This window comes from Planobispora rosea (assembly GCF_014648175.1).
GTDB classification, from domain to species: domain Bacteria; phylum Actinomycetota; class Actinomycetes; order Streptosporangiales; family Streptosporangiaceae; genus Planobispora; species Planobispora rosea.
Genome location: NZ_BMQP01000027.1, coordinates 26,943 through 52,825, shown reverse-complemented (window position 1 = coordinate 52,825; position 25,883 = coordinate 26,943). Strand labels below are relative to the sequence as shown.

At 72.5% G+C, this 25,883-nt stretch carries 26 protein-coding genes; 7 read left to right on the top strand and 19 right to left on the bottom strand.

Translation table 11 applies throughout. The annotated features are described in order from the left end of the window. Positions 1-69: 69 nt before the first annotated feature. Positions 70-711 (bottom strand): TetR/AcrR family transcriptional regulator, encoded by a 642-nt coding sequence (locus tag IEZ08_RS24925; RefSeq protein WP_084780362.1) that lies wholly within the window; start codon positions 709-711, stop codon positions 70-72. An 88-nt stretch (positions 712-799) separates the two neighbouring features. On the opposite strand from IEZ08_RS24925, the gene IEZ08_RS24920 reads away from it, so the two are divergent. Beyond that, positions 800-1,915, top strand: a complete 1,116-nt coding sequence (locus IEZ08_RS24920; protein WP_068924577.1) for a ferritin-like domain-containing protein — start codon at positions 800-802, stop codon at positions 1,913-1,915. A 73-nt stretch (positions 1,916-1,988) separates the two neighbouring features. On the opposite strand, the gene IEZ08_RS24915 is transcribed toward IEZ08_RS24920, so the two are convergent. Next, positions 1,989-3,416, bottom strand: a complete 1,428-nt coding sequence (locus IEZ08_RS24915; RefSeq protein WP_203863268.1) for an MFS transporter — start codon at positions 3,414-3,416, stop codon at positions 1,989-1,991. Between the two features lie 99 nt (positions 3,417-3,515). Between IEZ08_RS24915 and IEZ08_RS24910 the strand changes: the two genes are divergently transcribed. Beyond that, on the top strand, positions 3,516-4,010 hold the full coding sequence (locus IEZ08_RS24910; protein ID WP_068924581.1) for a winged helix-turn-helix transcriptional regulator: 495 nt from the start codon (positions 3,516-3,518) through the stop codon (positions 4,008-4,010). An 87-nt stretch (positions 4,011-4,097) separates the two neighbouring features. On the opposite strand, the gene IEZ08_RS24905 is transcribed toward IEZ08_RS24910, so the two are convergent. Both IEZ08_RS24905 and IEZ08_RS24900 read right to left on the bottom strand, forming a co-directional pair. After that, complete coding sequence (locus IEZ08_RS24905; RefSeq protein WP_189243091.1) at positions 4,098-4,898, bottom strand: hypothetical protein; 801 nt, start codon at positions 4,896-4,898, stop codon at positions 4,098-4,100. Between the two features lie 89 nt (positions 4,899-4,987). Next, complete coding sequence (locus IEZ08_RS24900; protein WP_189243090.1) at positions 4,988-6,379, bottom strand: FAD-binding oxidoreductase; 1,392 nt, start codon at positions 6,377-6,379, stop codon at positions 4,988-4,990. A 103-nt stretch (positions 6,380-6,482) separates the two neighbouring features. Here IEZ08_RS24900 and IEZ08_RS24895 point away from each other — a divergent pair, with 103 nt between their 5' ends. Then, entirely contained in the window at positions 6,483-6,971 is a 489-nt protein-coding gene (locus tag IEZ08_RS24895) for a MarR family winged helix-turn-helix transcriptional regulator (RefSeq protein ID WP_068924585.1), read from the top strand. 71 nt (positions 6,972-7,042) lie between these two features. On the opposite strand, the gene IEZ08_RS24890 is transcribed toward IEZ08_RS24895, so the two are convergent. Next, positions 7,043-7,927, bottom strand: coding sequence for an alpha/beta fold hydrolase (locus tag IEZ08_RS24890; protein ID WP_189243089.1), 885 nt, complete (start codon positions 7,925-7,927; stop codon positions 7,043-7,045). Positions 7,928-8,022: 95 nt separating this feature from the next. Between IEZ08_RS24890 and IEZ08_RS24885 the strand changes: the two genes are divergently transcribed. After that, complete coding sequence (locus IEZ08_RS24885; RefSeq protein ID WP_068924589.1) at positions 8,023-8,313, top strand: hypothetical protein; 291 nt, start codon at positions 8,023-8,025, stop codon at positions 8,311-8,313. Between the two features lie 42 nt (positions 8,314-8,355). Here the strand turns inward: IEZ08_RS24885 and IEZ08_RS24880 are convergent, their stop codons facing one another. The 9 genes from IEZ08_RS24880 to IEZ08_RS24840 form a co-directional block, all read right to left on the bottom strand. After that, the gene (locus IEZ08_RS24880; protein WP_084780368.1) at positions 8,356-8,784 is read right to left on the bottom strand and encodes a DUF202 domain-containing protein; all 429 of its coding nucleotides are present in this window, start codon (positions 8,782-8,784) and stop codon (positions 8,356-8,358) included. Further along, complete coding sequence (locus tag IEZ08_RS24875; protein ID WP_068924591.1) at positions 8,781-9,143, bottom strand: YidH family protein; 363 nt, start codon at positions 9,141-9,143, stop codon at positions 8,781-8,783. The genes IEZ08_RS24880 and IEZ08_RS24875 overlap by 4 nt, the downstream gene beginning before the upstream one ends. A gap of 111 nt (positions 9,144-9,254) precedes the next feature. After that, on the bottom strand, positions 9,255-9,665 hold the full coding sequence (locus tag IEZ08_RS24870; protein WP_068924593.1) for a DUF8711 family protein: 411 nt from the start codon (positions 9,663-9,665) through the stop codon (positions 9,255-9,257). A 68-nt stretch (positions 9,666-9,733) separates the two neighbouring features. Further along, entirely contained in the window at positions 9,734-11,032 is a 1,299-nt protein-coding gene (locus tag IEZ08_RS24865) for an ABC transporter substrate-binding protein (RefSeq protein ID WP_068924595.1), read from the bottom strand. A gap of 32 nt (positions 11,033-11,064) precedes the next feature. Further along, positions 11,065-12,189: a branched-chain amino acid ABC transporter permease gene (locus IEZ08_RS24860; protein ID WP_068924597.1), complete on the bottom strand. Its 1,125-nt coding sequence runs from the start codon at positions 12,187-12,189 to the stop codon at positions 11,065-11,067. Next, positions 12,186-13,073, bottom strand: a complete 888-nt coding sequence (locus IEZ08_RS24855; protein WP_189243088.1) for a branched-chain amino acid ABC transporter permease — start codon at positions 13,071-13,073, stop codon at positions 12,186-12,188. The genes IEZ08_RS24860 and IEZ08_RS24855 overlap by 4 nt, the downstream gene beginning before the upstream one ends. Continuing rightward, positions 13,070-14,941, bottom strand: coding sequence for an AMP-dependent synthetase/ligase (locus tag IEZ08_RS24850; RefSeq protein ID WP_068924601.1), 1,872 nt, complete (start codon positions 14,939-14,941; stop codon positions 13,070-13,072). The genes IEZ08_RS24855 and IEZ08_RS24850 overlap by 4 nt, the downstream gene beginning before the upstream one ends. Then, positions 14,938-15,753 carry an ABC transporter ATP-binding protein gene (locus tag IEZ08_RS24845; RefSeq protein WP_068924603.1) on the bottom strand — a complete coding sequence of 272 codons (816 nt, stop codon included), beginning with the start codon at positions 15,751-15,753 and terminating at the stop codon, positions 14,938-14,940. The genes IEZ08_RS24850 and IEZ08_RS24845 overlap by 4 nt, the downstream gene beginning before the upstream one ends. Further along, a complete protein-coding gene (locus IEZ08_RS24840; RefSeq protein ID WP_068924605.1) occupies positions 15,750-16,535 on the bottom strand; it encodes an ABC transporter ATP-binding protein in 786 nt (261 codons plus the stop codon). Before IEZ08_RS24840 ends, IEZ08_RS24845 begins: the two co-directional genes overlap by 4 nt. 238 nt (positions 16,536-16,773) lie before the next feature. Here IEZ08_RS24840 and IEZ08_RS24835 point away from each other — a divergent pair, with 238 nt between their 5' ends. Both IEZ08_RS24835 and IEZ08_RS24830 read left to right on the top strand, forming a co-directional pair. Further along, complete coding sequence (locus IEZ08_RS24835) at positions 16,774-17,031, top strand: ubiquitin carboxyl-terminal hydrolase 14 (protein WP_068924607.1); 258 nt, start codon at positions 16,774-16,776, stop codon at positions 17,029-17,031. Between the two features lie 227 nt (positions 17,032-17,258). Next, positions 17,259-18,503, top strand: a complete 1,245-nt coding sequence (locus tag IEZ08_RS24830) for a monooxygenase (RefSeq protein WP_068924609.1) — start codon at positions 17,259-17,261, stop codon at positions 18,501-18,503. Positions 18,504-18,570: 67 nt separating this feature from the next. Here IEZ08_RS24830 and IEZ08_RS24825 read toward each other — a convergent pair whose 3' ends face one another. After that, on the bottom strand, positions 18,571-19,893 hold the full coding sequence (locus tag IEZ08_RS24825; protein WP_189243087.1) for an MFS transporter: 1,323 nt from the start codon (positions 19,891-19,893) through the stop codon (positions 18,571-18,573). A gap of 26 nt (positions 19,894-19,919) precedes the next feature. Between IEZ08_RS24825 and IEZ08_RS24820 the strand changes: the two genes are divergently transcribed. Continuing rightward, positions 19,920-20,477: a CGNR zinc finger domain-containing protein gene (locus IEZ08_RS24820; RefSeq protein ID WP_189243086.1), complete on the top strand. Its 558-nt coding sequence runs from the start codon at positions 19,920-19,922 to the stop codon at positions 20,475-20,477. Between the two features lie 45 nt (positions 20,478-20,522). Here IEZ08_RS24820 and IEZ08_RS24815 read toward each other — a convergent pair whose 3' ends face one another. From IEZ08_RS24815 to IEZ08_RS40340, 4 genes are all read right to left on the bottom strand, one after another. After that, positions 20,523-21,389 carry a GGDEF domain-containing protein gene (locus IEZ08_RS24815; protein ID WP_141704133.1) on the bottom strand — a complete coding sequence of 289 codons (867 nt, stop codon included), beginning with the start codon at positions 21,387-21,389 and terminating at the stop codon, positions 20,523-20,525. A 295-nt stretch (positions 21,390-21,684) separates the two neighbouring features. After that, positions 21,685-22,326: a pyridoxamine 5'-phosphate oxidase family protein gene (locus tag IEZ08_RS24810; RefSeq protein WP_189243085.1), complete on the bottom strand. Its 642-nt coding sequence runs from the start codon at positions 22,324-22,326 to the stop codon at positions 21,685-21,687. A 127-nt stretch (positions 22,327-22,453) separates the two neighbouring features. After that, positions 22,454-24,034, bottom strand: coding sequence for a Na+/H+ antiporter (locus IEZ08_RS24805; protein WP_189243084.1), 1,581 nt, complete (start codon positions 24,032-24,034; stop codon positions 22,454-22,456). 93 nt (positions 24,035-24,127) lie between these two features. After that, the gene (locus IEZ08_RS40340) at positions 24,128-25,504 is read right to left on the bottom strand and encodes a hypothetical protein (protein ID WP_189243083.1); all 1,377 of its coding nucleotides are present in this window, start codon (positions 25,502-25,504) and stop codon (positions 24,128-24,130) included. Positions 25,505-25,883: the final 379 nt, after the last annotated feature.

Here is a 25,883-nt window from a genome sequence, read left to right as displayed (position 1 = left end):
GAAGGGAGCACTACCGGCGGACGCCCGGGGCCGCGGCCCCGGGCGTCACCTTTTCCCCTGCTCGTTCCTCTACCCGTTCCCCTGCTCGCGCCGTACGGCGATGGCCTGGACGAGCAGCTCCATCCCGAACTCGAACTCCGCCTCGTGGTCGCACGAGCCCAGCTCCGCCGACAGGGCGTCGATCTCCGGGAACAGCGCCGGGTCCACCTTCCGCAGATCCACCGGCGAGCTGTGCACCGGGGCGAAGGTGGGGGTGACGCCGACCTCCCGCAGCAGCGAGCCCACGATGTAGGCGATGAACATCCGCAGGATGCGCACCGCCTCCTCGCCGTCGAAGCCGGCGCTGCGCAGCGTGGCGAGCGCCCGCTCGACCGGGAGCAGCCCGGCGGGCGACTGGAGCTGGCGGCTGACCACCACCATCGTGCACCGGGGGTAGTGGTGGGCGATCTGCCGGAACGCCCGCGCCTGCATGCGCACCCGGTCGGTCCAGCCGGCGTCCGGATCGTCGGTGAACTCGATCCCCGACAGCACCGTCTCGGCCACGGCGTCCAGCAGCGCCGCCTTGTTGGGCACGTGGTTGTAGAGCGACATGACACCGACGCCCAGGTCGGCTGCGATCCTGCGCATCGACACCGCGTCGGCGCCCTCGCGCTCGATCAGGTCGATGGCGGCGGCGACGATCCGGGGTCGGGACAGCGGCTCTGCGGGCATGGCCCCATTCTCCCTCCCCCCATTGACGGACGTACACCGTACGTGCCACGCTCCAGGAATACGTACGGTGTACGTCTCTGGAGGCCGCATGTCGACTCACGATCTCTACACGATTCCGGCCGAGCTCTCCACGTGGGACGTGGAGGCGGCGGGTGCCGCCCGCTTCACGTGGGAGTACGACGACGGCAGGGACCGCATGCTCGCCCTTTACCAGAAGGGCAAGGACAAGCAGTGGGACTCCGTCAAGCGCATCGACTGGGATCTGGAGGTCGATCCGTACAACGTGCTCGGCATCCCCGACACCACCATCGCCATCTACGGCACCCCGCTGTGGGACCGGATGGACGACAAGCAGCGCCAGGACGTCCGCCTGCACAACGTGGCCTGGCAGTTCTCCCAGTTCCTCCACGGCGAGCAGGGCGCGATGATCTGCTCGGCCCGGATCGTCGAGTCGGTCCCCGACCTCGACTCCAAGTTCTACGCCGCCACCCAGACGATGGACGAGGCCCGGCACGCCGAGACCTACGCCCGCTTCCTGCAGGAGAAGGTCGGCCTCGCCTACCCCATCAACGAGCATCTCAAGGCCCTGCTGGACAGCACCCTGAGCGACTCCCGCTGGGACATGCCCTACCTGGGCATGCAGGTGCTCATCGAGGGCCTGGCCCTGGCCGCCTTCGGCGTGATGCGCGACATCACCACCAAGCCGCTGCCCAAGCAGATCCTCGCCTACGTGATGCAGGACGAGGCCCGGCACGTCGCCTTCGGCCGCATGGCGCTGCGCGACTACTACCGCAACCTCAGCGAGAGCGAGCTGCGCGAGCGCGAGGACTTCGTGATCGAGGGCTGCTACCTGATGCGCGACCGCCTGCGCGGCCGGGAGACCTGGGAGACCATCGGCCTGAGCAAGAGCGAGGTCGCCGAGGCCATGGAGGCGGTGGACCAGTCGGAGTACCTCAAGCTGTTCCGCTCCCTGCTGTTCAGCCGCATCGTCCCGTGCGTCAAGGACATCGGCCTGTGGAGCCCCCGCCTGCAGCAGGCCTACGCCGACATGGGCGTGCTGGACATGGCCGGCCAGAGCCTGGACGCGCTGATGAGACAGGACGAGGAGATCGCCGACAAGCTCGACGCGGAGCGCTTCGCCGCCGAGGAGGCCGAGCGCCACACCGAGGTCGCCGAGACCATCGCCCTCGGCGCCGAGTCCTGACCCGCGCCCGGCCCGGGACCCTGTCACCGGGTCCCGGGCCGGGCTCCGGCCGCCAGGCGTCAGGTGTCAGGCGTCAGGCGGATGCGTTGACGGAGGCGGGCTCCGCCGGAGGGACGGGATCGACGGTCCCGCGGGTACGGAGCCCGGACGCGATGACGATCGCGCCGAGGGCCGCGGCGGCGACCGGGACGATCAGAGCCGAGCGGAGCGCCTGGAGGCCCGAGCCGCCGCCCAGCACCGCGACGTTGACGGCGGTCACCGCCGACAGGCCGAGGGCCGTGCCGAACTGGATCGCGGTGTACAGCAGCCCGCCGGCCAGGCCGTGCTCGTGCTCCGCGACGCCCTCGGTGGCGGCCATGGTCAGCGGACCGTACGCCAGGGAGAAGGCCAGGCCCAGAAGGAGCATGGTGGGGAGCATGGCGGTGTAGGCCCAGTCGGCCCCGACGGGCAGGAACAGCGCGTAGGCCAAAACCGCCAGCACCAGCCCGCCCAGCAGCACCCGGGCGTTGCCGAACCGGTTCACCAGCCGCGGCGTCACGGTCGGGGCGAGCACCGTGTCGATGCCGACCACCAGCATCGCCAGACCCGTCTGCAGCGTGCTCCAGCCGCGCAGCTCCTGCAGGTACAGGGTGACCAGGAACTGGAACCCGGCGAAGGAGCCGATGAACAGCGACGCCGCCAGGTTGACGCGGACCAGGGATCCCGAGCGCAGGATGCCCAGCCGTACCAGCGGGCTGGCCGACCGCCGCTCGATCACGACGAAGGCGGCCAGCAGCGCCAGCCCGGCGGCGAACGCCCCGGCCGCGCCGGCCCGGCCGCCCGGGTGCTCCAGGTTGACCACTCCGTACACCAGCAGCAGCATCGCACCGGTGATGCTGGCCGCGCCGGCCAGGTCGAAGCCGCCCGCGGGGCCTCGCGGTGCGCCCGGGTCGCGGACGAGCGGCACGGCGGCCGCCAGGATCACCGCTGACAGGATCACCGGGGCGAAGAACACCCACCGCCAGCCGAGTGAGGCCAGCAGGCCGCCGGCGACCAGGCCGAGGGAGAACCCGCCCGCCGCCGTGGCGGCGTAGACGCCGAGCGCCTTGACACGCTGCGGGCCCTCGGGGAAGTTCCCGGTGACCAGCGCCAGCCCGGCGGGGGCCATGAACGCCGCCGCGACCCCGGTGACGAACCGGGCGACCAGCAGCATCCAGCCCTCGGTGGCGAATCCGCCCAGCCCGGAGAAGACCAGGAAGACGGTCAGCCAGAGCAGGAACATCCGGCGGCGGCCCAGCAGGTCGGCGGCGCGTCCGCCCAGCAGCATGAAGCCGCCGTAGCCGAGCACGTAGGCGCTGACCACACCGCTGAGCATCCCCGTGGACAGGCCCATGTCGGCCCGGATCAACGGCAGCGCCACGTTCAGCATCGCCACGTCGATCCCTTCCAGGAAGATCGCGCCGCACAACACGAACAACACTCCCCAGGCACGCCCGTCCATGCGGGCGCTCGATGCGGACATCAGGCGGCTCCTCTCGATGCGCACGGAACCGGCCGGTTACCAGGATGACTGCCGGTTCCCTCTTGTAACCGAGAGCATCTTCAGTCACCATCGATGACCATGGAAGACGGCACTTCAAAGTCCCTCGGTTCCTGCGGGGATACCGACGACGACTACGACGTTCTCCAGTGGGACACGCGGGAGGACTGCGAGGTCCGGCAGATCCTCGACCGGATCGCCGACAAGTGGTCACTGCTCGTCATCGCCCTGCTCGACCGGCGCAGCCTGCGTTTCACGGAACTGCGCCGCAAGATAGACGGGGTCAGCCAGCGGATGCTCACCCGGACACTGCGCCAGCTGGAGCGCGACGGCCTGGTGAGCCGCACCGTGCACCCGACCGTGCCGCCCCGGGTGGACTACGAGCTCACCCCCCTCGGCTCCACCCTGCACGACACCATCCGCGCGCTGGTGACCTGGACCGAGGAGCACCAGAACGAGATCGCCGCCGCCCGCGCCGCCTACGACACCCGCGCGGCCGCCGAACAGGAGACCGCGCAGCGGGAGGCCGCCGAACGGCAGGCCGTCGCCCGTCAGGCCCTCACGCTCCCCTCATGATCGGCGCATGGGCGGCGGAGGCCGTCGGGCGGCTGGACGAGGAGAGGCAGCGGGCCGAGGTGGGGGCGCAGAGGCCGGGGCGGGGGCTCAGAGGAGGGTGCGCAGGCCGTCGAGGAGGGTCTCGCGTTCGCGGGCGCTCAGGGTCTCGTACGGCGCCGCGGCGCGGCGGTTGGTCTCGGCCTCGATGGCGTCCCGGGCGGGTCCGGGGGGCATGGCGACGATCTGCCCGGCGGTGAGGCCCGCTCCGCTCCAGGCGGCGGCGTGGGCGTCGGCCCGGTGCAGCCGCAGTGCCGCCAGCCGGTTGAACAGCAGCACCCCGTCGGGGGTGCCCGGCGGCTCGTGGGGAGGGGCGACCTGGGCGAAGGCCGGGCCGCCGCTGTGCGCCGCGGCGGTCAGGAGGCGTCCGGCGAGGCGGGTCAGGACGGGCAACCGGCCGGCGTGGGCCGCCCACAGCTCGGCGGTCACCGCCGCGTGGATCCCGTACAGTTCCGCGATGAACGCCAGCGCCCGGTCCGTGGCGCGGAGCACCTCGCGCGCGCCGTATGCACCGAGTGCGCCTGACATGCCGGATGCGCCGGGCGCACCGGGCGTGCTGGGCGCGGCGCCGTCCCGGACCGGGTCCTCGATCAGGATCCCCCGTGCGATCTGCGCCGCGATCCATGCCTCGTCGACGGGGTCGTAGCGGTAGACGGCGGCGAGTCCCTCGCGGGTCAGCGGCCGGGCCGGGAGCACGTACCGCAGGTCGATCAGGAGGCCGGCGTCCAGGCCCGACCTCGCGACGAGTTCCTGGCAGCGCCGCCCGCTCGCCGCGTGCACTCCGACGTGGACGACATCGATCACGGGGGCGATCTCCGCGGCGTACCCAGCGAGCTCATCAAATGACGACATAGGCCGATATCTTGCCGTAGCTGCCCTGCTCGCCGCCCCAGCTGTGCCGGACGGACATGGGATTGCAGAGGGCCGGGCGGCGGGGCGGGTCATCCGGCCGCGTGGACACCGGCGGCCGGCGGGGCCGGGGGGATGACGTGCCCGAGGTTGAAGGTGTTGTCCGCGTCGTAGACGCCCTTCACCTCCGTCAGCCGCCGGTGGTCCGCGGCGGTGTAGGCCGTCGCGGTCCTGGCGGTGTCGTGCAGGAAGTTCAGGAACGCGCCACCGGTGGCGTACGGGCGCAGCTCGGCGGCCAGACCGGGCGCCTCGGCGTCGACGATCACCGACAGGGACGTGTCGCGGTGCCCGACGGGACCGGCGCCGGGCCCGGGGTGGGCCATCGCGCCACCCCAGTGCCGCACCTCCACCGTCGTCACCCGCTCCGGCGAGCTCTCCGGATCCGCCGCGCGCACCAGGGCGTCGATCACCGGGTCCGGCAGCTCCCCGAACAGGTTCACCTGCCGCGGGGCGGTGCCGCCCATCGAGGCCTCGGCGTAGGGCACCGTGCGGAAGTCGTCGAGCAGCACCGGACCGGCGGCCTGCCACAGCGGCGCGAGCGCCCGCCGGGCCTGCTCGGCTCCCCCTGCGTACATGGCCTTGATCGCCAGGACGCGCCTGCCGCGCACCGGCTCGGGGGTCTGCGGGCTGTCGGGCATCCGGGTCAGCAGCACCGCGGTGCTCAGCTCGCCGGGGGCGCCGGCGATCCATTCGCGGTAGAACGCCAGGGTCTCGGCCGCCCGCTCGACCGGGAAACAGGCCGTCCCGGCGTGGACCCGGGCGACCGGGTGGAGGCGGAACTCCAGCGAGGTGACCACGCCGAAGTTGCCGCCGCCACCGCGCAGCGCCCAGAACAGGTCGGGGTGGCTGTCGGGGCCCGCCGTCACCAGGCGTCCGTCGGCGGTGACGACCTCGGCGCGCAGCACGCTGTCGGCGGCGAAGCCGTACCGGCGGGCCAGCCAGCCCAGGCCGCCGCCGAGGGTGTATCCGGTCACGCCGACGTCCGGCGAGGACCCCGAGAGCGGCGCCAGACCGAACGGCGCGGCGGCGGCCAGCACCCGGCCCCACTGGGCGCCGGGGCCGACCCGGGCGATGCGCCGCTCCGGGTCGATCAGCACACCGGCCATGCCCGTGGTCTTCAGCAGCAGGCCGCCGTCGCAGGGGACGTGCGTGCCGTGCCCGGTCGCCTGCACCGCCAGCGGGAGCCCCTGCTCGCGCGCCGTGAGCACCGCGGCCCGCACGTCCTGCGGCCCGGCCGCCTCGGCCACCAGCGCGGGCCACGGGTCGGTCACCGGGAACAGGGGGCGCCGCGCCACCTCGTAGCCGGGCTCTCCGGGCAGGTGCACGGTCCCGGCGAACCGGCCGCCGAGGCGGCGCGCGGCACGGGTCACCGCGGGAGTCGCTGCGGAAGTCGCTGCGGGAGTCGCGGTCACCGAGGTGGTCATGGCGGTCGTCCTTCCGGGGGGTGCGGCGATCAACGTGCTTTCACGGTATAGTCCTGATTCAGGACAGTCAAGAATCAGGACTATCTTTCCGGGAGAGGCCACCATGCGGCGGAGCGAGCGCAAACGACAGGACCCCGACCTGGGGATGCTCACCGGCCAGCTGCTGTTCCTGGTGCAGCAGGAGCTGTTCGAGACCCTCGCCGAGCAGGGACACCCGCATGTCCGGCCGCGGCACGGGGCGGTGCTGGCCTACCTCGACGCCGAGGGCGTCCGGGCCACCGAGCTGTCACGGAGATCGGGCCAGCGCAAGCAGATCGTCGGAACCATCGTCGACGAGCTGGTCGAGCTCGGTTACGTGCGCCGCGAGCCCGATCCCCAGGATCGGCGGGCCAAGCTCATCGTCCCGACGGAGCACGGGATCGACGAGATCACCAAGGCGGACGCCATCCTGGCCGCCATCGAGCGGCGGCACGAGGAGGCGCTGGGCGCCGAGGTCTACGGTGACTTCAAACGCGCTCTCCGGCAGATCGCCCGGCTCCAGCGTGCCTGGCGCCCGGAGCCCTCGCCCACCCCGCGGACCGCTGATCACTGACCGCTGATCATTGACCGGGCGGGAGTCCGGCCCGGACGGGGCTCCGGACCGGGCCGGACTCCGGGACGCTCCTACGGCGTGCCGTCCCTGCGGGAACGCCCGGCCAGGAAGGCGCGCAGTTCGCCGGCGAGCTCCTCCGGGGCCTCCTCGGCCATGTGGTGCCCGCTCTCGAACGGACCTCCGCGCAGGTCGCCGGCCCAGTCCCGCCAGATCGCGAGCACGTCGCCGTAGAGATCCGCCAGGTCGTCCCCGCTCGCCCAGAGCACCAGGACAGGGCATTCGACACGGCGGCCCGCGGCGCGGTCGGCGTCGTCGGCGGCCCGGTCGGTTCCGAGCCCGGCCCGGTAGTCCTCGCACATGGCGTGCACGGTCTCCGGATCGTGGATCGCCCGCCGCAGGTCCTCGTAGGCCTCCTGGCCCATCGTCTCGGGGCCGAAGCCGTACCAGGCGTCCGGGTCGGCGTTGATCACGCGCTCGGCGGGCTTGTCCGCCTGTCCCAGGAAGAACCAGTGCCACCAGCTGCTCGCGAAGGCGGCGTCGCAGCGCGCGAGCGCATCACCGATCGGGACGACGTCGAGCACGGCGAGGTGGGTCACGGCCTCCGGGTGATCCAGTGCGAGGCGCTGTGCCACGTACGCGCCCCGGTCGTGGCCGACCACGGCGAAGCGCTCGTGGCCGAGGGAGCGCATCAGCGCCACGCAGTCGCGGGCCATGGCCCGTTTGGAGTAGGGCTCGTGGTCGGGCGTGCTGGGCGGCTTGGACGACTGCCCGTAGCCGCGCAGATCCGGGCAGACGACGGTGAACTCGGTGGCGAGCAGCGGGGCCACGCGGTGCCAGGTGACATGGGTGCGGGGATGGCCGTGCAGGAGCAGCACGGGCGGCCCGGAGCCGCCGTGCCGTACCCGTAACTCGGCCTCCCCCACGTCGACGCGCGTCTGTGTGAAATCTTCGAACATTCCACCCGCTCTGCCCGCGATCCGCCCGTCCAGTACGGCGACGCCGATGGGCGCAAGACCTTGCCGGTGGCATCCATCGGACATAGCGTCCGGTCATGACTGTCGTGCACCAGCCACGCGTGGCCTGGGAAGGCGCCCGCGCATTCGTCTCGGCGGCGGACTCCGACGCCTACTGGTGGCTCACCGACATGGTGGGACGCTATTTCGGCACCGCGTACCAGCTGAACCTCGCCGAGACGCGGCTGCGTCTCCAGCGCGAGGACGCCGTGTTCCCCGAGACCGGCGCCTGGCGGGTGCGGCTGGAGGACCTGCTGCGCGCACGTCCCGAGCTGGCACCGCTCCTCGCGCAGCTGACCGTGGAGACGTCCGACCGTCTGCACCGCTGACGGCGGGCCCGCCGCGGGGACCCGGACCCCGTGCGACGGTCCTCACCGGAGCACGACGAAGGCGAGGGAGCCGGTGACGGCGGAGAGGGTGCCGAGCCAGGCGAGGAGCGCGTCGGCGCGCTCGTCGAGGGGACGGCCCCCGTGCAGGGCGTCCTGGACCCGGTGGTAGCGCACGCCGGTGCGGGCCAGCAGGAGGGCGCCGCACAGGGCGGCCAGGGCGAAGGGGACGGCGACGAGCAGGTGGACGCCGCTGGTGCGCAGGGCGACCCCGCCGGCGCCCAGGCCGCTGGCGGCCAGCATGGTGGCGGTGCGGACCCAGGCCAGGCGGGTGCGCTCGCTCTGCAGCCCCTCGTCCCAGAGCTCGGCCGTCCCCCGCCCCGCGGCGCCCCGGCCCCTCCGCTCCGCCCGCCCCACGGTGCTCCGGTCCCCCCGCCCCGCGACGCCCCGGCCCGCTCCGTCCCAGGAGGTCATCGGCCGGTCAGGATGAGGACGAGGGCGAGCAGGGCCACGGCCGCCACGCCGTACCCGAACAGCGGGGCGAGCGCGGGCGGCGGGAGCGGGGCCGCGTGGCGCAGGGCGTGCTGGACGCGGCGCCAGCGCGGGTAGGCCATCGCGGCGGCCAGGGCGGACAGGGAGACGAGGACGACCGCGAGCAGGGTCCGCATCCAGGGCACGAAGACGTCCGGGGAGACGGCCGCCATGGCGACGCCGCCCGCGCTCAGCGCGAGCGACGTGCTCAGCCACGTCAGGAAGGTCCGCTCGTTCGCCAGCGTGAACCGGGGGTCCGGCTCCTTTCCACGGTCGCCGGCCGGCTCTGTCGGGGTGCCCATGGAATCGACGTTAGTTCAGCGACATTTCCCCTAGAGAAGGCGGGATTGGGGAACGTGACGGCCGCCGGGGAGCGCCGTGCCCGTGCGGAGGAGGAGAAGCCGGTCTCCGGCTCAGCCGCCGCCACCGCAGGCGTTGGTGAGCTGCTGGACCCACTGCGCGCTGTCGGTGGCGACCTTCTGCGCCGCGTCGACGGCCTCGTTGGCGTTGTTGACGTTGAAGCCCTCCAGGGTGGAGGAGACGCCGTCGGCGGCCTCCTTCAGCGAGGTGTTGGCGGCCTTGTCGGCCAGCTCGCCGAGGCGGGTGGCCCCGTCGTTCAGCGCCTGCTCCATCTCGGCGGGGTTGTTGACCAGGCCGGCGACCTTCGCCGCGGTCTCGGTGACGATTCCCGCGGCCTGCACGCATTCCTGCGCCTTGTCGATGCCCTGGCTCACTTCCTGGAGCTCGGAGCACCCGGTGGCCAGCAGGGCGGCGGCCAGGGCGGAGGCGGTCAGGGCGAGGGTCCTTCGCGGAAAGGGTCGCATGACTCGACACTACCCAACGGGCCGGTACGGCGTGCGCCGTACCGGCCCGTCATGACCTCCCGGGTGGGTCAGAGTTTGCCGAAGCAGGGACCGTCCATCCTGTGGGACTGCGCGGTCGGACCGGTGAAGAAGTCCCGGACGACCGTGACGCCCGTGGGCGCCGCCTTGTCGGGCTTGTTGATCAGGGTCTGCCGGAACGTCGCGGCGTCGGGGTCGCCGGAGAAGTTCCCGGCCTCGGGGGGCAGCATGCCCTCGTAGTCGACCGTGGTCAGCGACTTGACCGCGTTGAGCAGGCCCTTGCGGCTGATGTCACCGCCGGCCACCATCTTCTCCAGCGCGGCCTTGAGCGGGTAGGCCCAGGACCAGCCGGAGGTGTAGCCGTCGCTGGGGGTGACGTCGCCCAGGGCGTCGCGCATCGCCTTGTGACCGGGGGTGTCTGCGCCCCACGGCCTGCCGGGTGACGACTGCTCGTACAGGGCCAGGATCGCGGGCGCGGCCGGGCTCTGCAGCAGCGCCGGGTTCCACGTCGGGCCGGTGCCGATGAAGCGGCCCTCGAACCCGGCGGCGGCGGACTGGCCGATCACCGCGGCGGCGTCGGCCGGGCCGGTGGTCAGGATCACCAGGTCGGGCTTGTTCTTGGTGATCTCGGTGATGGCCCGGCCCTGCTCGGTCGCGCCGGACGGGGTCTCCACCGCGGTGAACTCCAGGCCGTTCCGCTCCGCCGCGATCTTCGCCCCGGCGGCGGCGTCGGCGCCGTAGTCACCGGCGTAGTGCACGGCCATCACGGTCTTCGGCCGGTAGGTCTCCACCGCGTAGTCGACGGCGTTCATCGACTCGATGCAGTAGTTCGCGCCGCTCTCGACGATGACGTCCTCGAACTCCCAGGCGGAGGTCCACGACGCGGGCGCGGAGACGACGCTGTTGGCCTTCAGGTCGGCGATGATGGCCGCGGTGGTCGGCGAGCCCAGCGTCTGGGTCAGGCCGAGCACGTTGTCCTTGATCTCCTGGTAGACCTGGTTGTGCGTCTCGGGGTTGTACTTGTTGTCGCGGACGTAGGCCTGCACGTCCACCTCGTACTTGCCGCCGATGCCGCCGGCCCGGTTGACCCGGTTCCAGAACGCCTTCTGCGCCTGGGTGATGGGGACGGCCAGCGCGGCGAACGGCCCGGACGTCAGGTCGGAGATGGTGCCGAGATAGATGCACCCCTTGGTCCTGTCGACCGGGATCGGGCACGGATCGTTGGTGACGCCCGTGGTCACCGTGCCCTTCTGGCCCTCCTCGTCGTCCCCCCGGATGACGCCGCATGAGGACAGGAGGGCCACCAGTGACACCACGGACACGGCGATCACCAGGCGGCGCTTCGACATGGACTTACGCTCCTTCGGTGCGAGACGGGTTGTCAGTAGGAGAAGGGCCAGCTCCTCCAGTAGGCGCGGGCGCGGATCCAGACGCCGAAGAGCCCCCGCGGCTCGAAGACGAGGAACAGCACGATCAGCAGGCCGTACAGGGCGACCTGGATCTGGAAGACGTTGGGCGTCTGGGTGGTGTCGCCGCTGACGAACGGCAGCAGCGCGGGCAGTTCCTGGGTGAGGCGGGGCAGCAGGGTGATGAACAGCGCCCCGGCGATGGACCCGGAGACCGTGGCCACGCCGCCGATCAGCACCATCGCGATGAACTGCACCGACATCAGCAGGTTGAACGAGCCCGGATCGAAGAATCCGGTGATCGTGTACAGCAGCGCACCCGCGCAGCCCGCGTAGAACGAGGAGATCGCGAAGGCGAGCGTCTTGTACCGGGTCAGCGGCACCCCGATCACCTCGGCGGCGATGTCCCGGTCGCGGATCGCGGAGAAGGCCCGGCCGATCCGGGAGCGGGCGAGGTTGCGCGCGGCCACCGCGAAGACCACCAGCAGGACGAGCATCAGCATGTAGAGCGACTGCGCCCGGGTGCCGAGCGCGCTGTCGGCGTCGAAGCGGAACCCGAACAGCTCGGGCACCGCGGCCGGGCGGCCCACCCCGGGACCGCCGGTCAGGTGGTCCCACTCCTTGAAGACGTGCTCGCCGAGGAAGACCAGTCCCAGCGTGACGACCGCCAGGTAGAGGCCGCGCAGCCGGGCGGCCAGCGGGGCCACGACCACCCCGGCCAGCGCCGCGGCCAGCCCGGCGGCGGGCAGCCAGACGAGCATGCTGGTGATCCCGAACCCGAGGACCCGGCCGCCGGGGTCCCCGGAGATCGCCGCCGCGGTGTAGGCGCCGACGGCGACGAAGAAGGCGTGGCCGAGCGAGACCTGCCCGGCGTAGCCGGTGACGATGTTGAGGCCGATCGCGCCGATCGCCGCGACGTACGCGCCCGCCAGCAGGATCAGCAGGTCGTCGGGGAGGCCGCTGGACAGGACCGCCACGCCCAGCAGCACCCCCAGCCAGACCTTCTTGGCCCGGGTGTCCAGCAGCGCCATGTCCTGGGAGTAGGACGTGTAGAGCAGGGGGCGTCCGGCGGGCCTGCGCGCCCGGCGGGTGACCGTCATACGCGTTCCACCTCCGGGGTGCCGAACAGGCCGTAGGGTCTGACCAGCAGGACCAGGAGCATCACCGCGTACGGCGTGACGACCGCGAAGTTCTGTCCCAGCCAGGGCGCGAGGTCTCCCTGGTAGGACTGGACGAGCGACTCCACGACCCCGATCACGAGCCCGCCGGTCACCGCGCCGCCGAGCGAGTCGAGCCCGCCGACGATGATCGCGGGCAGGGCCTTGAGCGCGATGATCCAGGTGAGCTGGTCCACCCCCTGGCCGGTGCCGACGAAGGTCCCGGCGACCGCGGCGAGCCCCCCGGCCAGGCCCCACGACAGGGCGAAGACCGTGCCGACCGAGACGCCCTGGGCGAGTGCGGTCTCCTGGTCGAAGGCCGCCGCCCGCATGGCCAGGCCGTACCGGGTGTAGCGGAAGAACGCGAACAGCAGCGTCACGAGCACGGCCGTGGTCAGGAACATCGCGACCCACCGCTGCTGCACGGCCAGACCCGCGAACTCCACCGGCCGCAGGCCCCACGGGTCGCCGACCTGGCGCACGTCCAGCCCGATGAAGCCGTTGACCACGACCCGGACGACGACGTCGACGCCGAGCGTGATGATCGCCACGACGAAGACCGGGCGGCCGACCATCGGGCGGATCGCGATCCGCTCGACGGCCAGGGCCACCCCGGCGATCAGCAGGGTGGACAGCAGGACGGCGGCGTAGAAGCCGGTCACCTGCGCCAGGTGGCTGACCGCCACCGCTCCGGCGATCATGAAGGCGGGCTGGGCGAAGCTGATCACCCGCGTCGCCTTGTAGATGATCACGAATCCGAGGGCCAGCAGGGCGTAGACCGAGCCGTTGCCCAGCCCGCGGATCAGCGATTCGAGCACACCCTTCATCGCTCCCGGTACATCCCTTCGACGAGATCGGCGAAGAGCCTGGTGATCGCGCTCCGTTTGACCTTCTGGGTGGCGGTCAGCTCGCCGTCCTCGTGGTCGAGCTCCTTGGGCAGCAGGGCGAACCGCTTGACCCCCTCGACCCGGGCGAACCGCTCGTTGACGCCGTTGACGATCCCCTGGACCAGCTCCCGCACCTGCGGCTTCTCCGACAGGTCGCGGTAGGTCGTGTACGGCAGGCCGCGCCGCCGCGCCCACTCCCCCACGGTGTCGAGCTCGATGCCGATCAGCGCGGTCAGGTACTTGCGCCGGTCGCCGATGACGATGGCCTCCTTGATGTACGGCGAGGCCTTGAGCGCGTTCTCGATCTCACTCGGCGCGATGTTCTTGCCGCCGGCCGTGATGATGATGTCCTTCATCCGGTCGGTGATCCGGACGTGGGTGCCGTCCACCCATTCCCCGACGTCGCCGGTGTGCAGCCAGCCGTCGGCGTCGATCACCTCGGCGGTGGCCCGGGGATCGCGCCAGTACCCGGCGAAGGTGCCCGGGTGCCGGGTCAGGATCTCCCCGGTCGTCTCGTCGATCCTCAGCTCCACGCCCTCGTGCGGCTCGCCGACGGTGCCGAGCTTGATCCGGCCGGGGCGGTTGCCGGTGGCGACGGCGGTGTTCTCGCTCATGCCGTACAGCTCGTGCATGGCCACGCCGATGCCCATGAAGAACTTGAGCACGGCGGGCGCGATCGGCGCGGCGCCGGAGGCGGCGTAGCGGACCCGGCGCATGCCCAGCCGCTCGCGCAGCGCGCGGTAGCAGAAGACCCAGCCGATCGCGTAGAGCGTCCTCGTCAGCGGGGTGTGCGTGCCGCCGGTGCGCACCAGGTCGTCGCCGATCCGGTCGGCCACCCGCAGCCAGAACCGGGTGACCGCGCGTTTGAGCGGCGAGGCCGACTCCAGCCGGATCTCGACCCCGGCGAGCACCTTCTCCCAGATCCGCGGCACCCCGAACAGGATCGTCGGCTGCACCTCCCGCAGGTTGGCCTGGACGGTCTCGATGGACTCGGCGAAGTTCACCTGCACCCCGGCGGCGGCGTTGAACCAGACGGTGAAGGCGCGCTCGGCCACGTGGCACAGGGGCAGGTACGACAGCGTGAGGTCCTTCTCCGACGGCGGCGGGGAGGCGAAGCCGCCGCCCTCGACGAGCCGCTGGACGGCGTACTCGATGTTGCCGACGGTCAGCATCACGCCCTTGGGCGGGCCGGTGGTGCCGGAGGTGTAGATCAGCGTGGCCACGTCACCGGACCGGGTCTGCGCCATGCGCCGCTCGACGGCGTCCGGGTGCGCCTCGCGGTGGGCGGCCCCGATCTCCAGCAGCTCGTCCCAGTGCATGAGCCGGGGGTCGTCGTAGTGCCCGCGGATGCCGCGCGGCTCCACGTAGACGATCCGCTCCAGGTCCGGGCAGCGCTCGGCGACCTCCAGGGCCTTGTCCACCTGCTCCTGGTCCTCGGCGAGGAGGATCTTCGCTCCGGAGTGGGAGAGCAGGTAGGCCACCTCGGCGGGCGGGTTGGTGGGGTACAGGCCGACCGTGACGCCGCGCACCGCGACGATCGCCAGGTCGGAGTAGAGCCACTCGCGCCGGTTCTCCGAGTGCACGGCCACCCGGTCGCCGGGCCCGACGCCGAGCGCGAGCAGCGCGTGCGCGACGAGCTGGACGTTCTCCCAGTAACCGGCCCAGGTGACCTCCTGCCAGATGCCGAGGTCCTTCTCCCGCATGGCGACCCGGCCGGGCGTGGCGCGGGCCCGGTCGCGGACCCGGGTGACGATGGTCGTGGTGCGCGTGTGCTCCTGCCCGCGCTCCTGTCCGCGTGTGAGCGTCATGGCGCTCCTCCCAGGTAGGCCTCGACGACCTTGGGGTCGTGCTGGACCTCGGCCGGGGTGCCGAGCGCGACCGGGCGGCCGAAGTCGAGCACGAGCACCCGGTCGGCCAGGTCCATGACCAGGCCCATGTCGTGGTCGACGAGGACGACGGGGATGCCGAGCTCGTCGCGGATGTCGAGGATGTAGCGGGCCATGTCCTCGGTCTCCTCCAGGTTCATCCCGGCGACCGGCTCGTCCAGCATCAGCAGGCGGGGCTCCATGGCCAGGGCGCGGCCGAGCTCGACGCGTTTCTGCACGCCGTACGGGAGCAGCCGGACGGGGTGGCGGCGCCAGGCCGCCAGCTCCAGGAAGTCGATGATGTCCTCGACCCGGGCGCGGGCGGCGAGCTCCTCGCGGCGGGCCCGGCCGAGCCAGAGCAGCGCGGACAGCGGGCCGTACCCGAAGTGGTGGTGGCGGCCCAGCATGAGGTTGTCGAGCACGGTCAGGTTGTGGAACAGCTCGACGTTCTGGAAGGTGCGGGCCAGGCCCATGGCCGCGATCCGGTGCGGGGCGCGGCCGAGGACGTCCTCGCCGAGGAAGGTCACCGCGCCGCGCTGGGGCCGGTAGACCCCGGAGATCACGTTGAAGACCGAGGTCTTGCCCGCGCCGTTCGGCCCGATCACGGCGAACAGCTCGGCCGGGGCCACCGCGAAGGACACCCCGTCGATCGCCTTCACCCCGGCGAAGGAGAGCCCGACGTCCTCGACCGTCAGCACGGGCGGTACGGCCCCGCGCGCCTCCGCGGCCACCGGGCCCCCTCCCCCAGCGGTCATGACAGCCACCTCTTCCTGCGCCGGTAGTGCTTGACCTCGCGGAAGGACCTGGCCGCCCCCTCGGCGCCGAGGCCGAGGTAGAACTCCTTGATGTCGTCGTCGGCCAGCAGCTCGGCCGCCGGCCGGTCCATGACGATCTTCCCGGTCTCCATGACGTAGCCGTGGGCGGCGATCGACAGCGCCATCGGGGCGTTCTGCTCGACGAGCAGGACCGTGGTGCCCTGCCTGTTGATCTCGACCACGAGGTCGCGGACCTGCCCCACCAGCGAGGGGGCCAGGCCCAGGCTGGGCTCGTCCAGCAGCAGGTACCGGGGGCCGGACATCAGCGCCCGGCCGACCGCCAGCATCTGCTGCTCGCCGCCGGACAGGTAGCCGGAGACGTTCGCGCGCCGCTGCTTCAGCAGCGGGAACAGCCCGTAGACCCGGTCGAGGTTCTCGGCGAGGGTGCGGGCGGCGGTGTGCGCGCCGACCCTCAGGTTCTCCTCGACGGTCAGCTCGGCGAAGATCCGCCGTCCCTCCATGACCTGGCTGACCCCGCGCCGCACGATCTGCGCGGGCCGCAGGCCGTGGACGGGCTCGCCGTCGAGGAGCACCGAGCCCTTGGTGACCTCGCCGTCGTGCACGTCCAGCAGGCCCGACAGGGCACGCAGCAGGGTGGTCTTGCCCGCACCGTTCGCGCCGAGCAGGGCCACGATCGAACCGGCCGGCACCCGCAGGCTGACACCGCGCAGCACCAGCATCACGTCGTCGTAGACGACCTCGAGGTTGCGGACCTCCAGCATCGGGCTCCCCTGACGTCTGCGGCCTGGGTCACCCCCCGATGAAGGCCAGAGTGAGTCACCTCACCCCCCTGATCAATAGGTCTGACGAGAGGTGTCCAAATCGGAACATGGCTCTGGACGTACGATCTTCCTGGCCACCGGCTTCCCGGCCGTCGGCGCGGCGCCGCGGTCACCGCGGGGGACCGCCGGGCGTCCGGGAGGCCGCCGCCGCACATCCGTACGTCCGCAAGGGGAGAACATGTCCGTCTGTGATCATCTGGCCGCGGCCCAGGACCCGGCCGCGCGCACGCCCGAGGGGTGCGAGGAGTGCCTGGCCTCCGGCAGCCGCTGGGTCCACCTGCGCCGCTGCCTGTCCTGCGGCCACATCGGCTGCTGCGACTCCTCCCCGAACAAGCACGCCACCGCCCACTTCGCGGAGACCGGTCATCCGGTCATCGCGTCGTTCCAGCCGGGCGAGGCGTGGCGCTGGTGCTACGTCGACGAGACGGTCGGCTGAGCGGCGGGCGCGGGACCGCCTCCGGCCCGGTGCCGCCTGGTCCGCCCCGGGCGAGGTGCCCTCCGGGCGGATGACCCGTGGAGGGATCCCTCAGTCCTGGGGATGAGGCTCTCCGCCCTTTCGGCGGATGGCCGCCCGCCGCCGGAGCGGGGAACCTGGGCTTGAGATCGTGACCGGGGACCAGGACCCCGGCGCGTGCCGAGCCCCGCGGGGGAGCAGGAGGCGTCATGGAACACACGATCCGGCGGCGGGCACGGTGGGCGGGTACGGCGGCCGCCGCCCTGGCCACCGTCCTCCTCGCCGCGTCATGCGGCGGGCAGGAACATCCGGCGACCGCCCACGGTCAGAGCGCGGCACCCGGCACGGGCACGCCGCCCGCCGCGGGCGCCCCCTCCGGGACGCCGGGGGCGCACGGCGGCCACGGGGGCTCCGCCGAGCCTCCGCCCGCGGCGCCGCTGCGGGACTCCGAGAGGTTCGCCACCCTCACCCTGCCCAGGCCGTACACCCCGAAGGCCCCCTCCGGCGGGACCGACGAGTACCGGTGCTTCCTGCTCGACCCCGAACTGAAGGACAAGGCGTTCCTGACCGGCAGCCAGTTCCTGCCGCAGAACACCGATCTCGTCCACCACGCGATCATCTTCCGCGTCGACGCCGGACAGGCCGAGAAGGCCCGCGCTCTGGACGAGCGCACCCCGGGCGAGGGGTGGACCTGTTTCGGTGACGCCGGGGTCGGCGACGGCGCCTGGGTCGGGCACTGGGCGCCCGGGGCCGACGAGACGCTCCTGGACGAGAAACTCGGCTACCCGATGCCGCCCGGCAGCAAGCTGATCATGCAGGTGCACTACAACCTGCTCGCCGCCGACGGCGAGGCGGGCGGGAGCGACCGGTCGGCGATCCGGCTCCGCCTCGCCGACGGCACGACCGACCGCGATCCCCTGGAGACCGCGACGCTCGCGGCCCCGGTCGAACTGCCCTGCGCGCCCGGGGAGTCGGGCCCGCTGTGCGAGCGCGGGGCCGCCGTCCGCGACGTCATCCAGCGCTTCGGCGAGCAGTCCCGGGGCGCCATCGAGGGCCTGGGCCAGTTCTGCGGCGGGGGCACGCTCCCGAAGGCCGGGCCCACCCAGCGCTGCGACCACAAGATCGACGCCGCCGGCACCGTCCACGCCACCGCCGGGCACATGCACCTGCTCGGCCGCGCCATCAAGGTGGAGCTCAACCCCGGCACGCCCGGCGCGAAGACCCTGCTCGACATCCCGGACTACGACTTCGACGAGCAGGCCATCCGCCCGCTGGACACCCCGGTCGAGGTCAAGGCCGGCGACACCCTCCGGGTGACCTGCACCCATGACGCGGGCCTGCGCAGGCAGCTGCCCGCCCTGCGCGACCTTCCGGCGCGCTACGTGGTCTGGGGCGAGGGCACCAGCGACGAGATGTGCCTGGGCCTGCTGGTCTGGTCGCCGTCCCGCTCCTGACCTCCGCCGCGTCACGGGCCGGGAGCCGGGTCTGCGCCGGAGATCCCGCCAGATGGTGTGCGGCAGATCATCGAGCCGGTTCTCCTCGGGAGGTGACGGTGACGGTGACGGCGGCGGCGGTCATCGCGGCGAGAAGACCCCAGGCCGGTGCGAAGCTGCCGGTCAGGTCCTTGAGCAGGCCGAGAACGGGTGGCGCCAGGATGACGGCGATCTGGTTGACGGACATGGCCAGGCCGAGGGCGAATCCCGTCCTGCCCGGTGGCGCCGATTCGGCCAGATGGGCGACCCAGGGGCCGTACCAGCCGATCCCGAAGAAGCCGAGCCAGACGAACAGCAGGCAGGCCGCCGCGGGGGAACGGCCCACGGGAGTCGTCAGCGCCACCATCCCCGCGGTCACGGCGACCATGCAGGTCAGAACGGAGGTGTAGCGCCCGGACGCGCTGCGGTCGCTCCAGGCCGCCAGGCAGATGCGGCCGACGACGCCCGCCGCCTGGGACGCCACGAAGACGAGGGCCGCCGGGCCCGCTCCCATGGACGCCGTCTCGTGGAGGTACAGCACGGTCAGGACGCCTATGCCGCTGTGCACCGAGACCAGGCACGTGCCGGACAGGACGATCTTCACCATGGGCGGTTCGCGGAGCATCCGCAGCCGGGCGGCGAACCGGGCCGCGCGTGAGGCACCCGGCTCCACGTCCCGGGAGGCGCTGTCCCGGGGAGCGCCGCCCTGGAGAGCCCGGGTCTGGAGGCTGTCCTGAGGGCCGTCCCGGGGAGGGCCCTGGGCCGGCGGGCGGCGGTAGAAGCACATGAAGACGACGGCTCCCAGCAGCGCGACGAGACCTCCGGCCACGAGTGTCGCCCGCCAGCCGAGAGCCGCCGCCAGGAAAGGGAGGACGGCCGCGGCGAGTACGCCGCCCAGGGGCAGGCCCGCCTGCCGGATGCCCATCGCCAGCCCCCGCTGGGACGCGTCGAACCAGGACGCCACCGATTTGCTGCCGCCGGGCTGGACGGTGCTGTACCCCGCACCGACGATCAGCAGCACGAGCAGCAGCGACGCGTATCCCGGCGCCAGGCTTCCCGCGCCCAGGCCCGCGGCGACGACGCAGGCGCCCAGCCCGACGACCCAGCGCTCGTTGTAGCGGTCCAGCAGTTCCCCGGCCACCAGCAGTCCGACCAGCGGGACCAGCTGGGCCGCCGAGAGCAGGAGACCCAGCTGGGTCGTGCTCAGGTCCAGGTCACGTTGCAGGTGGGCGCTCATCGCCCCGATGCCCTGCACGAAGAAGCCGGAGGCGGCCTGGGTGAACGTGGCGACGCCGAGGATGACCCACCGGTATCGCCGCGTGCCGGGGAGGAATCCCCCGGCGGCCTGCCGTACATCGGTGCGGTGCGTCATGCGGACCAGACTGATGTAATGGTCTTATGCACCTCAACCCTTACGGCGAGGATGCCGTGAACCTGGCCGCGGACCTGGTCAACCGCCGGCCGGGGAGCGCCGGGGAACTCGCCGACCGCTGCCGTGCCGCCGGGCTGGTGCTGGAGCGCCCGGTCACGCAGCAGGACCTGGACCGCGCCCACGCCGTACTGGACGCGTGGGAGGAGGTCGTCGACGCCCCCGACGATCACAGGCGCGCCGAGCTGGTCAACCGCATGCTGGCGCAGTCCGCCGCCCACCCCCGGCTGACCGACCACGCGGGCAGCGGCTGGCACCTGCACTACCGCGACGACCGTCAGCCGCTCGGCGCCGTGCTGTCCTCACTCATCTCCGTGGGCACCGCACTGCACCTGGCGGGGCGGGGCATGCACCGGCTCCGGCGGTGCGCGGTGACCGAGTGCACCACGATCTTCGCCGACACCTCCCGCACCGGCCGGCAGCGCTACTGCTCTCAGCGGTGCGCCAACCGCGACGCGGTACGACGGCACCGGGCGGGCCGCGCGCTCAGTCGTCCCGCGAGCCCCGCGGGTGCCGCAGGTCCGTAGCTGATGAGGTCCGCAGGTCCCCAGGTCCGCGGTTGACGGCAGGGCTCACGCCGCCCGGTGAGGCGCATCCGGATCCGGCCTCCCGGCGACCCGGGTCTGGTCGCGACCGCCGTGCTTGGCCGCGTACAGCGCCTCGTCGGCGGCCTGCAGCAGGTCGTCGGGGCTGTGACCGGGCATCACGGCGGCCACGCCCGCGCTGAAGGTGACGCGCAGCACATGCCCGTCGGCGCGGACCTCCTGACCGCTCACCCGTTCGCGCAGCGTCTCCACCCGCATCCGGGCCTGTTCGGCGGTCGCGCCCGGGAAGACCACCACGAACTCCTCGCCGCCGTAGCGGGCCACGACGTCGCCGCGGCGGAATCCCTCGCTGAGCAGGCCGGCGAACCAGGCCAGGACCTCGTCCCCGGCGCGGTGCCCGTAGCGGTCGTTGACCTGCTTGAAATGGTCGATGTCCAGCAGCGCCGCGCTGAGCGGCTGACCGTCCGCGGCGGCTGCGGCCATCTCGCGCCGCAGTTCCTCCATCAGGTGGCGGCGGTTGTGCAGCCCGGTCAGCGCGTCCCGGGTGGCCTGCTCCAGCTCGCGGCGCTGCCGGTTCAGCGCGGTGACGTCGCGGGCCAGGATGGCCCAGCCGGCGTGACCGCCCCGGCTGTCGCGCAGCACGCTGGTGCGCACGTTCAGCTCCACCGGCCGGCCCGAGCCGTCGGTGCGGGCCACCTCGATCTCCCCGCCGTCGGCCGGGGGCAGCCCGCCGAGCAGGTCGGCCAGCGACAGTCCGATGAGCCGCTCCGGCAGGCCGGGGGTCAGCCGGAGCAGCAGCAGCTCGGCCGCGATGTTGAGGTCCAGGATCCGGCCCGAGGCGTCGATGGTGGCGACCGCGTCATCGATCATGTCGAAGACGCGTTCGCGGGCCACCGGCACCAGTTCGGGCAGGGACCGGCGGATCAGAGCCCAGTAGATGATGACCGCCGTGACGGAGAAGCCGACCGAGCCGTGCTCCGGCGCCGCCGGCCGACGACGGCGACCACGGCGGCCACCACCGTCGACAGCGCGAACAGCAGGAACAACAACGGCCGCCCTGCCATCGCCTCTTCCATCGCACGCGTTCGGGGTCGTACCTCCCCGTCGGCCGTGCGCGTTCCGGCATGAGGGTTTCCCGGCATGGGAACGTCCCGCCAATGGCGACGGCCCGGGGTGAGGCGGGTGGACCTCAGCGGAGATGGGGCGGGGCGTCGACGCCGGCGGGCAATGACGGGTCGGGTTCGAGGGCGCCCCAGACCGTCCGGAGCGGGCGCACGCCCGCCCAGACGCCGAGCCGGGCATCGGGACCGTCGCCGTCGTCGGGCGGGCCGGTGCGGATCTTCACCGACGCCTCCCGGGTGCCGAGCGCCAGCAGAGCCGTCGCCGCCAGCTCCTTACGGCTGGGCCGCCGGGCGTAGTCCCACTGTCCGGGGGTGACGTGCTCGGTCAGGCAGCGCAGCCCGGCGAGTTTCTCCTCGGGGTCGGTGACCGGCTGCGGCACTCCGTAGATCATGGCGCAGCGGTAGTTCACCCCGTGCTCGAACACCGACCGGGCCAGCACCAGCCCGTCCACATGCGTCACGGTGAGGCAGACGGTGCTTCCCGGCGCCTCCACCAGGCTCCGGCTGGCCACCGAACCGTGGAAGTACACCGTCTCGCGGTCCGGGCTCAGGCCGTAGACGGTGGGCACCACCATCGGGCAGCCGTCGACGACGACTCCCAGATGGCAGACGAATCCGGCGGCGAGGACGGCGTGCAGATCATCGCGGTCGAGGCTCCCCTGCTCGCGGAGGCGCCGGTGCCGGGTGCGTTCGGTCTCAGCGATCTTCATGGCGATACGGTACCGATTCCGATCCAGATGAGCCACATCTCAACGGAATCCGTCGCCATTTCATCAGATCACAACGAAACGCTTCCGCGGCGCCGCCGACAGCCACAGGCGGTATCCGTCCGCGAGCTCAGCCGCGGACCAGCGTCGCCTCTTCGAAGTCGAGCTCCTGCATGACCCGGCGGAGCACCTCGTCGTCGATGCGGCGCTCGTCGCGCAGCCGCACGAACACCTCGCGCTCGGCGGTCAGCATCTCCCGGCGCAGCCGCCGGTAGACGGCGCTGGGCGTCTGCTCGCCCTCCGGTCCCGTCCCGCCGCCAAGGCGTTCCCAGGCGGTGAGCGTCCGGCGCTCGGTGCGGAGCCTGAGCTGCTCCACCACCTCCTGGTGGATCTCGTCGACGCCCTCGGCCACCATCTCCTCCAGCCGGGCCAGCGCGGCCCGGGCGGCGGCCTGCTGGGCGGCGGCCTCGGCCAGGTCGTCGGCGAAGGTCTCCTGCTCGGTGGAGACCCGCAGCCGCCGGATGAGCCAGGGGAACGACAGGCCCTGGACCAGCAGGGTGCCGATCACCACGGTGAAGGTGAGGAACAGCAGCATGTCCCGGCCGGGGAAGTCCGGCAGGGCGAAGGCGGCGGCCAGGGAGACCACACCGCGCATTCCCGCCCAGCCGACGATCACGACGTTCTGCCAGGGCGGCGGGTCGGGCTCGTTCCGACGGACCCCGGGCGACAGGATCCGGGGCAGGTAGGTGGCGGGCACCACCCAGACGATGCGGGCGACCACGGCGGCGGCGAAGACCGCCAGGGCCATCGTGATCGGCTTCCACGGGTCCGACCAGTCCAGCGCGCTGACGATCGGCCACATCTGCAGGCCGATCAGCAGGAAGACGATCGACTCCAGGAAGAGGTCCACGATCCGCCAGATCACGCCGGACATCAACCGGGTGCCGAACCCGCCGCGCGGCAGCCGGTGGCCGACGGCGATCCCGACGATCACCACGGAGACCACCCCGGAGGCGTGCACGGCCTCGGCCGCGAGGTAGACCGCGAACGGGGTGAGCAGCAGGACCGTGTTCTCGATCAGGGCGTCCTTGAGCATCCGTATCACCCGGATCAGGAGCCAGGCCAGCGCGAGGCCGATCACCACACCGCCCGCGGCCGCGTAGGCGAACCGACCGACGGCGTCCAGCCAGGTGACGGTCTCCCCCAGTATGGCGGCGACGGCCACCCGGTAGGCGGTGAGCGCGGTGGCGTCGTTGAACAGGCTCTCGCCCACCAGGATGGTGACCACCTTGCGGGGCAGCCCCAGCCTGCGGGCCACCGCCACCGCGGCGACCGCGTCGGGCGGGGCCACGATCGCGCCGAGCGCGAAGGCCGCCGCCGGGTGCAGGTCCGGCAGGAGCAGGTGGGCGACCCAGCCGATCACCAGCGTGCTGAAGAGCACCAGCCCGACCGACAGGAGGATGACCGGCCTGCGGACGGCCTTGAGCCGCAGGTAGGAGCTGTCGATCGCGGCGGAGTAGAGCAGCGGCGGGAGGAAGACCAGCAGGACCAGCTCGTGGTCCAGCCGGTAGGCCGACATGAACGGCGAGAACATCAGCCCGGCCACGACCAGCAGCAGCGGCGCGGACCACCCTCTGCGTCTGGCCACGGCGGCCACCGCGACCGCGACGACGGGTACGGCGAGCAGCTGCACCACGGTCGCCTGGTTCATCCCACCTCCCGCCGGTCAGGCGAGACCAGACTAATGGATCACCGGACCGGCCTCAATGGATCACCGGACCGGCCTCGGGGGCGGGGCGGACGGTCACCAGCCGCGGCGGTCGTCCCGGTCGTCGTAGCCCGGCTCGGGACGGAGCCGCTCCCCGGTGGAGTGCGGCGGCGGTTCCTGGACATAGGGACGGGATATCTGCTGCTCCGCCTGGTGCCCGCGGAGGTTCAGCGGATCGGAGGGGTTCACGGCCTGCGGCTCGTATCCGGACGGCGGGCCGTACAGGTCACGCAGATCGGCCGGGTGGCCCCCCTGGGCGGGCGCCTGCCCGGCGGCGTGCCGGGACTCGCCGAATGCGAAGGGCGCGGGCTGGGCGGCGGGGTAGCCGTAGGGGTCGGACGCCGGGGCCTCGTGCCCGGCGGGCCTGCTCTGGGGACTCTGCTGGCTCTGGGCGGCGAAGCCGAACGGGTCGGTGGAGTGCCCCTGGGCCGGGTAGACGTCGGGGTGGGCGGGCGGCGCCGGGAACTGCTCCACGTGGGGGGTGAAGGGGTCGACCGGCCGGTCGGCCTGCCGCTGCCGGCTGGGCGGTGCGGAGAAGGGGTCCACCGGCTGCTGCGCGGAGAAAGGATCCGCGGACTGCTGCGCGGCGAAGGAGTCCGCGGGGCGTTGCGGAGCGCCGTACGTCTCGGGCACGCCGTAGGCGTCGGGCTGGGACCCTCCGTAGGGGGCGGCGGACTGGGGAACGCCGTAGCGGTCACCGGACGGCGCGTAGGACCGGTCGCCCGGCGCGTAGGACTGGTCGCCCGGCGCGTAGGACTGGTCGCCCGGCGCGTAGGACTGGTCACCGCGGGCGCCGGCCGCCGGGTACGGCTGCTCGCCTGGGCCCGCCGGGTCGGTGAGGTGGGGCTGGCCGTAGGGCAGGGAGTCACCGACGATCAGGTTCTCCCGCGGCACCGCGTCGGCCGCGCCGTACCCCGGCGCGCGGTCCTGGAAGGGGTCCGGCGGAGGCGTGCTGCCCCGGGCCACCAGCACGTCGTTGGGGCCGAGGACGGGGGGCTGGCGCAGGTCCTCCGGCGGCCCGGCCGGCGGTGGGGCCGCCTGGGCGGCCGCCGGGTCGGCGTACTGCTGCGGCTGAGGGGGGGGCTGCGGCGAGGGCTGGGGGTGGACGTAGTCCTCGGGGCGGGGCCGGGCGTACTGGCCGGTGCCGGGGAACTCCCCGTGCCCGGGCGAGGGTGCGTGCTCGTCCACCTCGTCGGGATAGCGGCCGCCGGCGTCGATGAAGCCCTGGTCCAGGGTGTCGACCAGGCGGGCCACGTCGTCCATGGGCATGCGGAAACTGGCGGTGCACATCTCGCCGCGCCACAGACTCAGCACGAGCGTTCCCTCGTGCCAGGTGACGCGGAGCACCCGCTCCTGGCCGCGCTCGTCAAAGAACACTTCACCGAACGAAGGCAACGGGACAACTTCCGACATGGAGGACATGTTGCTTTAACCAGCCTTTATTCGTCCACTCGACCTCAGGAAACCCTACCGAACCGGTTCTACCGTCCCCATCTTCAGCCCCAGTGTCACCAGAGGGAAGGCCCATCTCCACTTGTCGCACCGGTCCGCGCCGGGGTGGTTCCGCCAGTCTGCCACGGAATGCGGGCTCCGGTTCCCGGAATGCCGGGACGCGTTCACGCGGCGACCGGGCGGAGCCAGCCCCGGTTGTCGGGGTGAGCGGGTACGGTTGACTGCCGTGCCGACCGACGCCCTCACCCCTGCCGAAACCTCCGCCGAGACCTCTGCCGGGATCTCCGTGGAGATCTCCGCCGAGACCCGCGACGGGGCCTCCGCCGAGACCCGCGACGGG